A 12964-nucleotide genomic window follows, 5' to 3' on the forward strand; every position below is an offset into this window, starting at 1 on the left:
TGTTGTTTTTGTTGCAACAGGTGTTTCGGGGTCAAGTGTTCAGGCGCTTCTGCGCAGCTCGTGGGCTTGCAGCTCATGGCGCAGCGGCAGCCCTTCCATGTCGCCACGCGACTGCACGGCGCGGCTGCCGCACCAGTTGCCACGCGCCACTGCCTCGGCTACCGGGTGGCCGTCCAGCAGCGCACTGAGCACGCCGACGGCAAAGGCATCGCCGGCGCCAACGGTGTCTACCACCTGGCTGACCGGCACTGGCGCCACCTGGCCTTCGCCCTTGGCGCTGCGGAAGTAGGCACCGGCGTCGCCCAGCTTGATCACCACAAGTTCCACCCCTTGGTCGAGGTAGAACGCGGCGATGTCTGCCGGGGTGTGCTGGCCCGTCAGCAGGCGGCCCTCTTCCAGGCCTGGCAGCACCCAGTCGGCTTTGGTCGCCAGGGCATTGACTTCGCGCACCATGCTGTTTTGGTCAGGCCAGAGCGAGGGACGCAGGTTGGGGTCGAACGAGGTGCTGCGCCCGGCGGCACGCATGGCGTCCATCAACGCATGGGACAGCGCCCGGCAGCCGTCCGACAGCGCCGGCGGGATGCCGGTGGCGTGCAAGTGGCGGGCCTGCAGAGAACCCGGGCGCAGCAGCGCCGGCGACAGCCGGCTGGCCGCCGAGCCACGGCGGAAGTACTCCACCGCCGGGTCGCTGCCGTCATCGCAGCGGGCCTTGAGCTGGAAGCCGGTGGGGTAGCTGGCATCCACCTCGACGCCGGAGCAGTCCAGCCCTTCGCGGCGCAGGCTGTCGAGCACGAAACGGCCCAGCGAATCGTCGCCCACCCGGCTCAGCCAACGGACCTTGAAGCCCAGCCGCGCCAGGCCGATGGCCACGTTGCTGTCGGCGCCGGCGATGCGCTTGCCGAACTGGCCGACACTGGCCAGGTCGCCGGCCTGCTCGGCGACGAACATGGCCATGGTCTCGCCGAAACACAACACGTCATGCTCATGCATGGCTCAACTCCTCACTCGATACGCCCTGCCCCAGCGCTGCCAGGTCGCGCACCTGGGCTCGGGTCAGCGCCAGCAGATCGTCGCTCACCAGCGGGTACTCGACAGCGCGTACCACGCCAGGGGTGAACTCGGCCATCAGCTCGGCCCACTCCTGCAGGTCCGATGCCTCTGGCGGTACGGCAACCAGGCGCCCATCGGCCCGGCGCTGCACGGCCTTGCAGTGCACATAGCGCACCCAGCGGCCCAGCTGGCGTGCGGCATGCCGGGCAGGCTCGCCCTGCCACTGCCAGTTACCGATGTCGAAGGTCATGCCCAGGGTCAGCCCGAGCTCGTCGGCGCGCTGGAAAAACTGCTGCAGGGGTTCGATCCGTCCACCTTGCGCGGTCTGGTCGTTCTCCACCAGCAGCAATGGCCCGTGCGCCGGCAACAGCGTCGCCAAGGCCGCGACGTCACAGCCCGCATGGTAGTGGCCCAGGGAAACCTTGAGCGCGACCGCGCCAAGGGCGCGGGCAGTTTCCAGCTTTTGCGCCAATTGCGGGTCAAGTTCGCCTTGTGCGGTCCACAGTTCCAGGGGTGTGGAGTACAGGCACTCCAGGCGTAGCGCGGCAATGGCTGCAGCCAGCGCTGCAGTGTCCGGCGCACGAGTGAACAGTTCTTCGCGCAGCTCCACGCGGGTAACGCCGGCGGCAGCCAGCAGGTCAAGGAACTGCTGCTGGCCACGTTGCCGGACAAAGTCGGCACCGAAGCTGGAGAGGCTGATGGAAACGGGGTTCGAGTGCATTGTTTTTGTCCTTATGAAACCGGTTTCATTTTTTGATGACAGCAGGCGCGCAGGTGCCTGCCTGTAATTACTGTGGCTGGGTTGAACCTCGGATGATCAGCTCGGCCTTGAAGTCGATGCGCCGGGCTGCCCCGCTGTCGCCGCGCAGGCGGCCAAGCAGGCTCTCGAATGCCGCCACGCCGATTCGCTCGGTGGGCTGGGCCAGTGCAGTGATGCCGCTGCCGACCAAGGGGTACCAGTCGAGGTCGTCGAGGGCGATCAGCCCGACGTCCACGAACAGATTGCGCCCTGCTTCGTGCAGGGCCCGGGTCACGGCCAGGGTGGCGACACCGTTGAAGGTGAAGATGGCCTGCGGGCCATGGCCGTTGCCGGCGAGGAACGCAGCCAACTGCTCATCAAGCCCGGTGCCGGTCTCCAGCACCTGTTGGCGCATGCCGGGCCGACGGCTGACCGAGGATCCGAACGCCTGTACTCGCTCCAGGCGCGAGCTGGTGCCATCGAGGGGTTCGGTTACCGCCAGGATGTCGCGGTAGCCTTGAGCTTGCAGGTGGTCGAGGGCCTGCTCGACAGCGTCGGCATTGTCCAGGCCCACCAGGTCGACATTCAGTTCGGGCAACTGGCGATCGACCAGCACCATGGGGATGTCGCGCTGCAGGTTGAGCAATTCGCCGGGGTGATGGCCAAGCGTGTTCACGATCAGCCCTTCGACGTTGTAGGACTGCAGGGCCACAAGATGGTGACGCTCCTGCTCGTCGTCGCGGTTGGTGTTGCACACCACCAGGCTGTAGCCGTGCTGGCGGCAGGCTGTTTCCACGCCATGCATCACGGCCACTGAATAGGGGTTGAGGATATCGGCCACCAGCATGCCGATCAGGCGCGTCTGGCCGCGCTTCAGGCCACGGGCCATCTGGTTGGGGCGGTAACCGAGGCGCTCGATGACCTCTTCCAGGCGCTTGGCGGTGGCTTCGGCGAGCAACTGGCGGTCACCGCCGATGTAACGGGAGACGGTGGCCTTGGAAACGCCAGCGACACGCGCTACTTCGCTGATGGTGACCCGTTCGCGGGCATGGGCAGGCGCGTCGGTCATGGGCTGTCCTTATGATTGTTGTGATAGCGATGAAACCGGTTTCAATACAGCAAAATAGCACGCGTTCGTCAACATGCCGTTGGTCGGGAGTGCGATATCCATGCATAGTAAATGCAATAAGAATGCTCTTTAACTAACTGATAAATATAGAAAAGTAAATGCAAAACCCTGTGGGCGAGGGTTCACCCGCGAATGCGATTTTGAATGTGCCGACGCATTCGCGGGTAGACCCGCTCCCACAGTGGATTGGGGGTGCAGACAGAGGGATGCAGTTAACGGAGGGATTTCACGTCACTGGCAGTGACGGCACTGCCCTGGTTACCCCAACTGGTGCGAATGAAGTTCACCACCTCGGCAACCTCCTGGTCACTCAGGCGCCAGCCGAACGCCGGCATGGTGAAGTTCGACGGTGCCGCGTGCGTCGCTGGCACCGTACCCCCCGCCAATACCACGTGGATCAGCGATGTGGCATCCGCCGTCTGCACCACCGGGTTGCCGGCCAGGGCCGGGAACACGCGGGTATAGCCCTGGCCATCGGTACGGTGGCAGGCCGCGCAATTGTCGATGTACACCGCCGCCCCGGGCTTGCTGTCGTCACCCTTCCATAGCGCATCCGCCACCTGTTTGTCGTACACGTGCGGCTGGTCGTCAGGGTTGCTTGGCGGCAACGTCTTCAGGTAGCGGGCGATAGCGGTCAGGTCGGCGTCGCTCATGTGTTGCATGCTGTGCTCGACCACGTCGCTCATGCCACCGAACACGGCGCTGCGGTCGCTACGGCCAGTCTTGAGAAACTGCACCAGCTGCTCTTCGCTCCAGCTACCCAGGCCGTCCTTGTGGTCGCCACGCAGGTTCTTGGCAATCCAGCCTTCCAGCGGTGCACTGCCGGCCAGGAACTGCTCGCCATCCTGTGGGCTCAGTGCCTTTTCCTGCATGGTCAGCGCCCGCGGTGTATGGCACGCACCACAGTGCCCCAGGCCCTCGACCAGGTAGGCACCGCGGTTGACCACCGGGTCGGCTGCCGCCGATGCCTGCCAGGGCTTGGCCTCTGGCGCGAACAACCCGCGCCAGACCGCCAGCGGCCAGCGCATGCTCAGCGGCCAAGGGATATCGGTGGCCTTGTTCGGCTGTTCGACCGGTTCCACGCCTTTCATGAAGTAGGCATACAGCGCCTGCATGTCCTGCTCGTTGACGCGTGCATAAGACGGGTATGGCATGGCGGGATACAGGGTGCTGCCGTCCTTGCCGATACCCTTGCGCACCGCCCGGTCGAAGTCCTCGAAACTGTACTGGCCGATACCACTGGCCGCCGGGGTGATGTTGGTGGAGTACACCGTGCCGATCGGTGTTTCCATCGGCAGCCCACCGGCGAACGGCTTGCCGCCCTTGGCGGTATGGCAGGCGACGCAGTCGCCGGCGCGGGCCAGGTACTCGCCCTGGCGCACCTGCGCATCGTCATTCGGCGCAGCCTGAGCAGCCACGCTGGCACCCAGCAGGGTTGCGATCAACATTGTCTTCATGCGCATCGCTCCTCAAGCCTGAACCAGCGGACCAGGGTTTTTCAGGTACTGCTCGCGGATGGCGCGGGCCGACCAGTAGGTCAGCGCAGCCACCAGCCCGGTCGGGTTGTAGCCCAGCCCTTGGGGGAACGCCGAAGCCCCTGGAACAAACACGTTGTGCACGTCCCAGCTTTGCAGATAGCGGTTCAACGCACTGGTCTTCGGGTCGGTGCCCATGATCGCGCCGCCGTTCAGGTGGGTGGTCTGGTAGCTGGCGGTGTTGAAGTGGTCCTTGACCTTCTTGCCCAGCACGGCAATGGTCTTGGGGTTCATCGCCTGGGCGATCTTGCTCAGCTTGTCGACCATGAACTGGTTCATCCTGATGTCGTTTTCCTGCCAGTCGAAGGTCATGCGCAGCAGCGGCTGGCCATAGGCGTCGCGGTAGGTCGGGTCGAGGTCCAGGTAGTTGCCACGGTAGGACTGGTGGGCGCCGTGGGCGTCCATCGACACCTGGTGGGTGTAGTAATCGGCGGTGGCCTTCTTCCAGGCGCTGCCCCAGGCCGGTGTGCCAGGCGGGGTGGCGCCGCCGGCAATCGGCCGTGTGCCGGCCTGGTTCACCCACATCGGCGAGCCACCGACGAAGCCGTGCGGGCCATGGTCGAAGTTGTCGGCGTTGAAGTCATCGATGGCGATGCCGTTGCCACCGGCGCCGATGAAGTTGTTGGTGTAGGTGTCCTTGTCGAAGAACGCCTTGACCGTGCCCATGTTCTGGTAGGCAAAGTTACGCCCGACCACGCCTTCGTTCCTGATGGGGTCGTACGGTTTGCCGATGCCGGACAGCAGCATCAGGCGCACGTTGTTGAACTGGAACGCCGCCAGGATCACCAGGTCCGCCGGCTGCTCCACTTCCCGCCCCTGGGCGTCGATGTAGGTGACGCCGGTGGCCTTGCGCTTGCTGTCGTCCAGGTTCACCCGCAGCACATGGGCGTTGGGCCGCAATTCGAAGTTCGGCACCTGGCGCAGCGCCGGCAGGATGTTCACGTTGGGCGAGGCCTTGGAGTACATGTAGCACACGTAGCCGCTGCAGAAACCGCAGAAGTTGCATGGCCCCATCTGCGCCCCGTATGGGTTGGTGTACGAGCCAGAGGTGTTGGCCGAGGGCAGGTTGTAGGGCTTGTAGCCCAGGCTGGCCGCCGCCTTTTCGAACAGCCTGGCCGACACCACGTTTTTCTGCGAAGGCAGCGGGAACGGGCTGGAACGGTCTGGCGCATAGGGGTTGCCGCCCTTCCCTTCGCCAACGACCTGGCCGTTGACGGTCCAGGCCTGGCCAGAGGTACCGAACACCTTCTCGGCGAAGTCGAAGTGCGGTTCCAGTTCTTCGTAGCTGACCCCGAAGTCCTGGATAGTCATGTCTTCGGGGATGAACTTGCGCCCGTAGCGTTCTTCGTAGTGGCTGCGCATGCGCAGTTCCATCGGGTCTACCCGGAAGTGCACGCCCGACCAGTGCAGGCCTGCGCCACCTACACCTTTGCCCGGCAGGAAGGCACCGAGCTGGCGATTGGGCAGCGCCACGTCGTTCATGCCGTGGCGGATGGTGACGGTCTCTTTCGACACATCGACGAACAGCTTCTTGCGCACGCTGTAGGTCAGCTCGTCGATCACCTGCGGGTAGCTGCCTTCCGGGTAGGTGTCCTGCATCGGCCCCCGCTCCAGGGCCAGCACTTGCAGCCCCGCCTCGGTCAGTTCCTTGGCCATGATCGCGCCGGCCCAGCCGAAGCCCACGATCACCGCGTCCACTTTCTTCATCACGGTCGTCATGCCTCAGGCCCTCTCGCCACGGATCGAAACAGCGGGGAACGGGTAAGGCTCGTTGCGCTCGACCCAATCCATGAAATCGGCGCGGGCGCCGGGGAAGCCGATCTGGGTCCAGCCGACCATGCCTTTGTTGCCGCCATGGATCGGGTCGCAGAAGAACCCTTCACGGGTGTTCTGCACCAGCAGGCTGAAGAACACCTTGGCTGGCACGGCGTCGAAAACCAGCTCTCCAGCCTCGACCTTGCTGAGAATGCGGTCTCGGGTAGCGCTATCTTGCGCAGCAAAAGCTTGCCCTGAATTGGCCTTGCACCAGCCATCCACGGCGGCGATGCCCAGGCGGTAGATCTGTTGCGGGCTGAGTTGCAGCTGGTACCCCAGTTCGGGCGCGGCGTCGGCCTTGAAAGGGCCTTGCATGTACCACTGCGCGCCAGTTGCGTAGGGGGTGTTCATCTGCCGGTCGATGAATTCGGCAGCGCCGGCTTCAAGTGCGCCAGGGCCAAGTTCGTCGGCCGGGATGATGCGCGAGACGGCAGCCTGCACGAAGGCCCACTCCTCGGCAGTGAAGAAAGTCGGCTGGTAGTCGCCCACAGGCGGCGTGGCCGGCACTTTAGGCTCGTGTTGCGGGGCCGCAAGCAGCTGACTGGCACCCACGCCAAGCCCCGTGCTGGCCACTGTGACCACAGGGATCAAGGTCAAGGTCTTGCGCAGAAAGTCCCTGCGCGGGTTGTCGGGGGCATGCTCAGGCATTGCGAATCCTCATCGGCTGTGTGCGGCCTTGAAAAGCGCCATCTGATTTTCAATATGGGGGGTGGTGGTCTTGATGGGCCATCAAGAAAACAGCCGGATAATCTAGCGCGTTCAGAAATGTTTTGAAACCGGTTTCAGGCTTGATTGCAAAGGGCTGGCCGGGCTTTGCGGCCGGCCAGCCTTGGCTGGCTACATGGGGTATTCGCCGCAAGACCGCACCTACAGGGCCGCGCTCACGCAATTGATTGGGTCGGTACCACCTGCCCCAGTCCCCAACCTTGGGGACACGGTGCCCAACGGCAACCCCCTGCAATCGCCCTTGCAAGAGAAATGGATCCCTTGCCCTGCAAGGGCTGCAGCACATTTTTTCTGCCTTGGCACGCCTATTGCCGATCTCCTGCCAGACGCCCCAAGTCCATGGGCCCGTTTGCAGGAGGAAATGTCTCATGCACCGACCGATACCCCACCCGCTGGCATTGGCCATTTTCGCCGGCATGCTCCAACTCCCGGCGCAGGCTGCCTTGAACGCTGTCGATCCAGGCGCCTATGTTCCCGCCAACGGTGGCTTCCCAGCCTGGTACCAGGACAGTCACGGTCGTACCCTCGACCTGTGCCTGACGAAGGCGGTCAGCTCGCGTGTGCCTGGCGCACCCGGCGCACCTTCGTACATGTGCACGCTGCTGCCCACCCCCGGCGTGTTCGACGATACCCAACCCATCGTCTTTCCCACCAACTTCCCTGACGAAGCGTTCTGGTTCACCGCCGATGCCGCCATCGTCGACGCCACCCGCGGCATCGACCTCAGCTACGGCACCGCGATCGAAGCGGCATTTGCCGCCGAAGAACCGGTCGACGGCGACCAGGTCAGCTTCGCCCGGGTGCGTATCCGGGTCGACGTGCCAACCGCCGGCACCTACGTGGTCACTCACCCCTATGGCGTCGAAGTGTTCGACGTACCTGCGCCCGGGCGCCGGGCGATCAACATGACCCGCGACATCGGCATTGCCGGCGCAGGCGACTTCACCGGCGCCCTGAAAGGCGATGTGGGCCCGTTCCTGCGCAGTGTCAACGGCCCCTACACCGAAGGCAGCGAGCGCTTCATCGGCGACCCGAACCTGGAAGAACGGGTGACCGGCAGCCCCTTCAATACCAACTACGTGCGCATCGAAGGCCCCGGCGGCATCGACCTGCGCACCGAGCTGTTCGCGGTTTCGGGCAAGCTTTCCGAAGTGACCCTGCCAACCCCGCTGATGCCGCAACGCAGTACCTACTCGCGGCATACCGAGAACGGCGACCTGCGCGCCCAGCAGGACATCTTCGTGATGGCCCCGCCGCCACCGGCCAGCGTCACCCTGACCAGCCAGACACCCAACCTGAACCTCACCGAGGCCAACGGTACCGGTGCCTGGTACGCCCAGTCGGTGCTCGACCCGGCCGCCGGGACGATCCTGACGCTGACCGCCGACAACAGCGTGGCGATCCCTGCCAGCAGCCCGACCACCGCCAATGTACCGCTGACCGACCTGGTCGTTATCACCCAGGCCCAGTTCCGTCTGTCCACCGGCGAGCTGACCTTGGTGGCCAGCACCAGCGACGAAACCACGCCGCCAGTGCTCACCGCACACACCGGCAACGGCGCGCTGATCGGCAACCTGAGCGGCACAGGTGCCGTGAAGACGCTGAGCACCAGCCTGTCGCCGATCCCGCCGGCCAAGGTGCAGGTCACCAGTACCAACGGCGGTAGCGACACCGAAGACGTGGTGCTGGTGCCATGAACAGACAAAGGCTCAGCCTTCAAGGAGGCAGCATGAACACTTGGTCGCGCCGTGCGCTGTTGGCCGCCGGTTTCTCCCTTACCGTTACCAGCGCCGCGTTTGCCGCGCTGTCCGATGTCGACCCGGGGCCCTACACCTTCGCCACCGGTGGCTATCCGATGTGGTACAAGGACAGCCTCGACCAGTCCCTGGAGCTGTGCCAGTCCCGTGCTACCAGTACGCGTGCACCAGGCGCGCCGGGGGCACCGGCCTACATGTGTACCTTGTTGCCCGAGCCTGGCATCTATGACGATGCCCTGCCGCTGGTGTTCCCGGACAACTGGCCGCCCGAGATGTTCTGGTTCCTGGCGGAAACCGCCATTCCGCAGGTCGGCAACAGCGGCTATGAACTGGAGGTTTATGTAGCCGGGGTGGAGGCTGCCTTCGCCGCCGAAAACCCTGTCGATGGTGACCAGCAAAGCTTCGCCCGGATCCGCATCCGTGCTTCGGTTCCAAGTACCGGTACCTACACAATCACCCATCCCTACGGGGTGGAGACGGTCAACGTCACCACGGCGGGGCGTCGGGCGATCAACATCACCCGGGACATTGGCATTGGCGCACCAGGCAACTTCCGGGGAGCGCTGGCGGGGGCGATCGGCCCTTGGCTGAAGGGTGTTGGCGGGCCTTACACCGAGGTCAACCCCGATACCGGCGCCATCGAAACCTACATCGGCGACCCCAATATCACCGAGGCGGTGACCGGCAGCCCCTTCAATACCAATTTCGTGCGCATTCAAGGCCCCGCTGGCACCATCCAGACCAACACCTTCACTGTTTCAGGCAAGGTACTCGACCAACGGGCCCAGACCCCGGTCAGCCTGGAACGCGCCACCTATTCGCGCAATGCCACCGGCACTCGTACGGAAGTGTTCGCCAAGGCGCCCAGCGCAGCCAGCCTGTGCATGCGCAATGGCATTGCCCTGGTCGGCACCCCGCCCTCGCCGTGCCAGTACACCCTCACCGCCGACAACAACGGGCTGTTCTTCCACCAGCAGTTCGGCCAGGAAGCACCGCCTGCAGTGGTGGTGGTCACCGCCAGCGACAGCGCCGGCGGTACCCAGCCAACCGCGCTGTCGAGCAAGCTCACCGACGTGGTCAAGGTCGGCACCGCACGCTACGACTGGGCCAACAAGCGCCTGTTGATCGAGGCCAGTTCCAGTGACGAAGTGGCGGTCCCGGACCTGATCGCCCAAGGCTACGGTCGCCTGTCCAAGGCGGGCACGCTGCAGAGCCTGACCGTCAACGACGTGCCGCAGCCACCAGCCACCATCACGGTGAAGTCGGCACGCGGCGGCAGCGATGTCGAACCGGTAGTGGTGGTCGGCAACGCGCCGGTCGAGGCGGCCAACCAGCCGCCGCTGGCCCAGGCCGATACCGGCAGTACCAGCGTGGGCATCCCGATCACCCTCAACCTGCTGCAGAACGACAGCGACCCGGATGGCAACGTACCGCTTACCATCAGCGACCTCACCCAGCCCGGTACCGGTCTTGGCGGCGTGGTGATGAACGGCACCACCTCGGTCACCTACACCCCGCCAGCCGGGGCCACGCAACCCGTGGTGGCCACTTTCAGCTACCGGGCGGTGGACGCCAAGGGCCTGAAGTCGGAACCGGCCACGGTCACCATCAATGTGGCGCCCAACCAGGCCCCGACCGCCAACCCGGAAACGGTCGCCACCCTGGGCGTGCCTTTGACCATCAACGTGCTGGCCAACGACACCGATCCGGAAGGCAACGTACCGCTGAGCGTTGCTGCCGTCACCCAGCCGGCTGCCGGCCGGGGCACCGTCAGTACCGACGGCACCACGGTGACCTACACCCCACCGGCCACGGTGACCACGGCCTTCACCACTACCTTCACCTACCAGGCTCGTGACTCGCTGGGGGCCCTGTCCAACGCCGGCACCGTCACCGTCAACGTATCGCCACGGCCCGCCGCCGAAACCTTCACGGTCACGACCGCCACGGTCACGGCACGCTCCAACAACCGTTACAACTGGGACCTCAGCGGTACCTCGTCGGTCACCACCGGCAATACCGTCACCGTGCGGGTAACCACCACTACCGGCGTGCAGACCCTTGGCACCGCCACGGTGGCGCTGACCGGCCGCTGGCGCCTGGCGGTGAGCAATAGCACCACGATCATCCCGACTGCGGCACCGACGGCGACGATCACCACCAGCCAGGGCACCACACGCACCGTCAACGTAACCGTGCAGTAAAGGCCGGAGGTTGCAATGAGACGCCTGTACTCCCTGCTGCTCGGCCTGGCCGTGGTGGGCCAGGCCTGCTGGGCCGAGGACCTGCTGGACAATGCCGACCTCGCACCCGGCAACGACCTCGGCGAACCGGTGATCATCCGCCTGCTGCCGGCCAGCGCCGGCCAGGCTGCGGTGATCGAGCAGCAAGGCGCGGGCAACCGCGCCGCCCTCGACCAGAACGGCCAGGCCCTGCTGGGCCGCATCGTCCAGGCCGGTGGCGCGCAGGAAGCGTACATCTTGCAGGAAGGCAGTGACCTGATGGCCCTCATCAGCCAACAGGGGAATGGCAACAGCGCGTCGATCCGCCAGACCGGCAGCAGCAACAGTGCGGCCATCGAGCAGATCGGCAACGACAACAGCGCCAGCATCGTGCAGTCCGGCACAGGCCTGAACAGCTCCGTGACCCAGGCCGGCAATGGCCAGCACGTGCAGATAACCCAATACCGATAGACCTGGAGGCACCCCCATGTACAAGCTCGCTCCGTTAAGTGCCGCTATCGTCCTGGCCCTCGCAGGTCAGGCCATGGCTGCTGACAGCACCTCGTCCCAGACCCAGGATGGCAAGGAAAACATCGCTGAAGTCAGCCAGTCCCTGGCGCCATTCGCTTCGGCTACCCAGACCCAGACCGGCAAGGGCAACAACCACCTGGCGGTGCAATCGGATAGCACCAGCGATATCCAGCAGAGCGCCAACGGCCAATACAACGCAGGCTACGCCGACCAGCTGTTCGAGAACGGCAGCCAGGTCACCCAGCACGCAAGCGGCAGCTACAACGATGCCTTCGCCAGCCAGTCACTGGGCTTGGGCAACCAGTCGCTGCAAACCCAGCAAGGCGCGCAAAACGCCTCGACCGTATGGCAGGAAAGCCAGGAAGGCAGCAAGGCCACCACCTGGCAATCCGGCCAGCGCAACGAAGCTTTCATCGAGCAGATCTTTGGTGGCAGCAACAACCGCAGCAGCATCAACCAGACCGGCCAGGAAAACTACGCCGCCGCCGAGCACCTGAGCTACGTCGATGGTGATATCCAGGTCTACCAGGACGGCACGGGCAACTGGGCGTATGGCGACCAGCGCGACGGCACCGGCGGCACCATCGGCATTGGCCAGTACGGTGGCGGCAACTCGGTGGAAGTGTGGCAGGACAACCAGACCGCCAGCCAGGCATCAGTGACCCAGTCCGGCCAGATGAACGAAGGCTATATCGACCAGAGCTTCGGCATGAACAACAAGGTCAGCCTGTCGCAACAGGGCACGGCCAACGCCAGCTGGTCGGACCAGTTCGAGACCAGCAACTCGACCACCACCATCACCCAGAATGGTAGCAACAACGTGCATTTCACCTACCAGAACGGTGAAAACCTCAACCTGACCATCAACACCAAGGGCACTGGCAACAGCGTCACCGCCAGCAACTGGAAAGGCGCCAAGATGGGCGGCCAGTTCGGTACCAACCAGACTGCCACCATCAACCAGAATGGCAATGGCAACGGCGTCAACCTGACCCAGAACGGTGACAACCAGCTGGCCACGCTGACCCAGAAAGGCACCGGCAACCAAATGGAGACCAAGCAGGCCGACATGAACAACGAGCTGTACTTCGAACAGAACGGCACCGACAACATCCTGATCGCCGACCAGCGTGGCACCGACAACTATGCCTACGGCAACAGCCAGGGCAACGGCAACGTCATCAACCTGGACCAGTCCGGCTACAGCAACCAGAGCTACACCAACCAGCTGTACGGTAGCGGCAACGAAGCCAACATCAAGCAGGTTGACAGCTACAACATTGCCTACGTGACCCAGGGAGGCCAGGGCAACAAGGCGTATGTCGACCAGAGCGGTGTGACGCAGACCGCGACCATCAGCCAGCTGGGCAGCGCGAACGTGGCCACTGTGACCCAGCAGTAGATCGCTCCCCCCTTGAACCGCGGTGCTCCTCTCCCTGGTGCCGCGGTTCCTTTTTATT

At 64.4% G+C, this 12964-nt stretch carries 10 protein-coding genes; 4 read left to right on the forward strand and 6 right to left on the reverse strand.

Annotation, left to right across the window (positions count from 1 at the left end):
• Nucleotides 1-39 precede the first annotated feature (39 nt).
• The 6 genes from CAG18_RS03255 to CAG18_RS03280 all read right to left on the reverse strand — a co-directional run bounded on the left by CAG18_RS03255 (nt 40) and on the right by CAG18_RS03280 (nt 6916).
• Nucleotides 40-990: a sugar kinase gene (locus CAG18_RS03255; protein ID WP_085720316.1), complete on the reverse strand. Its 951-nt coding sequence runs from the start codon at nt 988-990 to the stop codon at nt 40-42.
• Nucleotides 983-1771 (reverse strand): TIM barrel protein, encoded by a 789-nt coding sequence (locus tag CAG18_RS03260; RefSeq protein WP_085720318.1) that lies wholly within the window; start codon nt 1769-1771, stop codon nt 983-985. The genes CAG18_RS03255 and CAG18_RS03260 overlap by 8 nt, the downstream gene beginning before the upstream one ends.
• 67 nt (nt 1772-1838) lie before the next feature.
• Nucleotides 1839-2858 carry a transcriptional regulator PtxS gene (gene ptxS / locus CAG18_RS03265; RefSeq protein WP_013972769.1) on the reverse strand — a complete coding sequence of 340 codons (1020 nt, stop codon included), beginning with the start codon at nt 2856-2858 and terminating at the stop codon, nt 1839-1841.
• Between the two features lie 272 nt (nt 2859-3130).
• Nucleotides 3131-4375 carry a cytochrome c gene (locus CAG18_RS03270; protein WP_085720320.1) on the reverse strand — a complete coding sequence of 415 codons (1245 nt, stop codon included), beginning with the start codon at nt 4373-4375 and terminating at the stop codon, nt 3131-3133.
• 12 nt (nt 4376-4387) lie between these two features.
• A complete protein-coding gene (locus CAG18_RS03275; protein ID WP_015270510.1) occupies nt 4388-6172 on the reverse strand; it encodes a GMC family oxidoreductase in 1785 nt (594 codons plus the stop codon).
• A gap of 3 nt (nt 6173-6175) precedes the next feature.
• A complete protein-coding gene (locus CAG18_RS03280) occupies nt 6176-6916 on the reverse strand; it encodes a gluconate 2-dehydrogenase subunit 3 family protein (protein WP_085720322.1) in 741 nt (246 codons plus the stop codon).
• Between the two features lie 446 nt (nt 6917-7362).
• On the opposite strand from CAG18_RS03280, the gene CAG18_RS03285 reads away from it, so the two are divergent.
• The 4 genes from CAG18_RS03285 to CAG18_RS03300 are packed head-to-tail and all read left to right on the forward strand — an operon-like array spanning nt 7363 to nt 12906.
• Nucleotides 7363-8691 (forward strand): hypothetical protein, encoded by a 1329-nt coding sequence (locus CAG18_RS03285; RefSeq protein WP_015270512.1) that lies wholly within the window; start codon nt 7363-7365, stop codon nt 8689-8691.
• Nucleotides 8692-8723: 32 nt separating this feature from the next.
• The gene (locus tag CAG18_RS03290; protein ID WP_015270513.1) at nt 8724-10955 is read left to right on the forward strand and encodes an Ig-like domain-containing protein; all 2232 of its coding nucleotides are present in this window, start codon (nt 8724-8726) and stop codon (nt 10953-10955) included.
• Nucleotides 10956-10970: 15 nt separating this feature from the next.
• Nucleotides 10971-11444, forward strand: a complete 474-nt coding sequence (locus CAG18_RS03295) for a curlin-associated protein (RefSeq protein ID WP_015270514.1) — start codon at nt 10971-10973, stop codon at nt 11442-11444.
• A 16-nt stretch (nt 11445-11460) separates the two neighbouring features.
• Nucleotides 11461-12906, forward strand: a complete 1446-nt coding sequence (locus tag CAG18_RS03300; RefSeq protein WP_085720325.1) for a curlin — start codon at nt 11461-11463, stop codon at nt 12904-12906.
• Nucleotides 12907-12964 lie beyond the last annotated feature (58 nt).

This window comes from Pseudomonas sp. B22(2017), assembly GCF_002113105.1.
Taxonomy (GTDB): Bacteria; Pseudomonadota; Gammaproteobacteria; order Pseudomonadales; family Pseudomonadaceae; genus Aquipseudomonas; species Aquipseudomonas asiatica.

What these genes read in the sequence shown, in the direction of transcription:
- CAG18_RS03255 (WP_085720316.1), bottom strand. Translation starts at nt 990, where the DNA reads ATGCATGAGCATGACGTGTTGTGTTTCGGCGAGACCATGGCCATGTTC.
- CAG18_RS03260 (WP_085720318.1), bottom strand. Translation starts at nt 1,771, where the DNA reads ATGCACTCGAACCCCGTTTCCATCAGCCTCTCCAGCTTCGGTGCCGAC.
- ptxS (WP_013972769.1), bottom strand. Translation starts at nt 2,858, where the DNA reads ATGACCGACGCGCCTGCCCATGCCCGCGAACGGGTCACCATCAGCGAA.
- CAG18_RS03270 (WP_085720320.1), bottom strand. Translation starts at nt 4,375, where the DNA reads ATGAAGACAATGTTGATCGCAACCCTGCTGGGTGCCAGCGTGGCTGCT.
- CAG18_RS03275 (WP_015270510.1), bottom strand. Translation starts at nt 6,172, where the DNA reads ATGACGACCGTGATGAAGAAAGTGGACGCGGTGATCGTGGGCTTCGGC.
- CAG18_RS03280 (WP_085720322.1), bottom strand. Translation starts at nt 6,916, where the DNA reads ATGCCTGAGCATGCCCCCGACAACCCGCGCAGGGACTTTCTGCGCAAG.
- CAG18_RS03285 (WP_015270512.1), top strand. Translation starts at nt 7,363, where the DNA reads ATGCACCGACCGATACCCCACCCGCTGGCATTGGCCATTTTCGCCGGC.
- CAG18_RS03290 (WP_015270513.1), top strand. Translation starts at nt 8,724, where the DNA reads ATGAACACTTGGTCGCGCCGTGCGCTGTTGGCCGCCGGTTTCTCCCTT.
- CAG18_RS03295 (WP_015270514.1), top strand. Translation starts at nt 10,971, where the DNA reads ATGAGACGCCTGTACTCCCTGCTGCTCGGCCTGGCCGTGGTGGGCCAG.
- CAG18_RS03300 (WP_085720325.1), top strand. Translation starts at nt 11,461, where the DNA reads ATGTACAAGCTCGCTCCGTTAAGTGCCGCTATCGTCCTGGCCCTCGCA.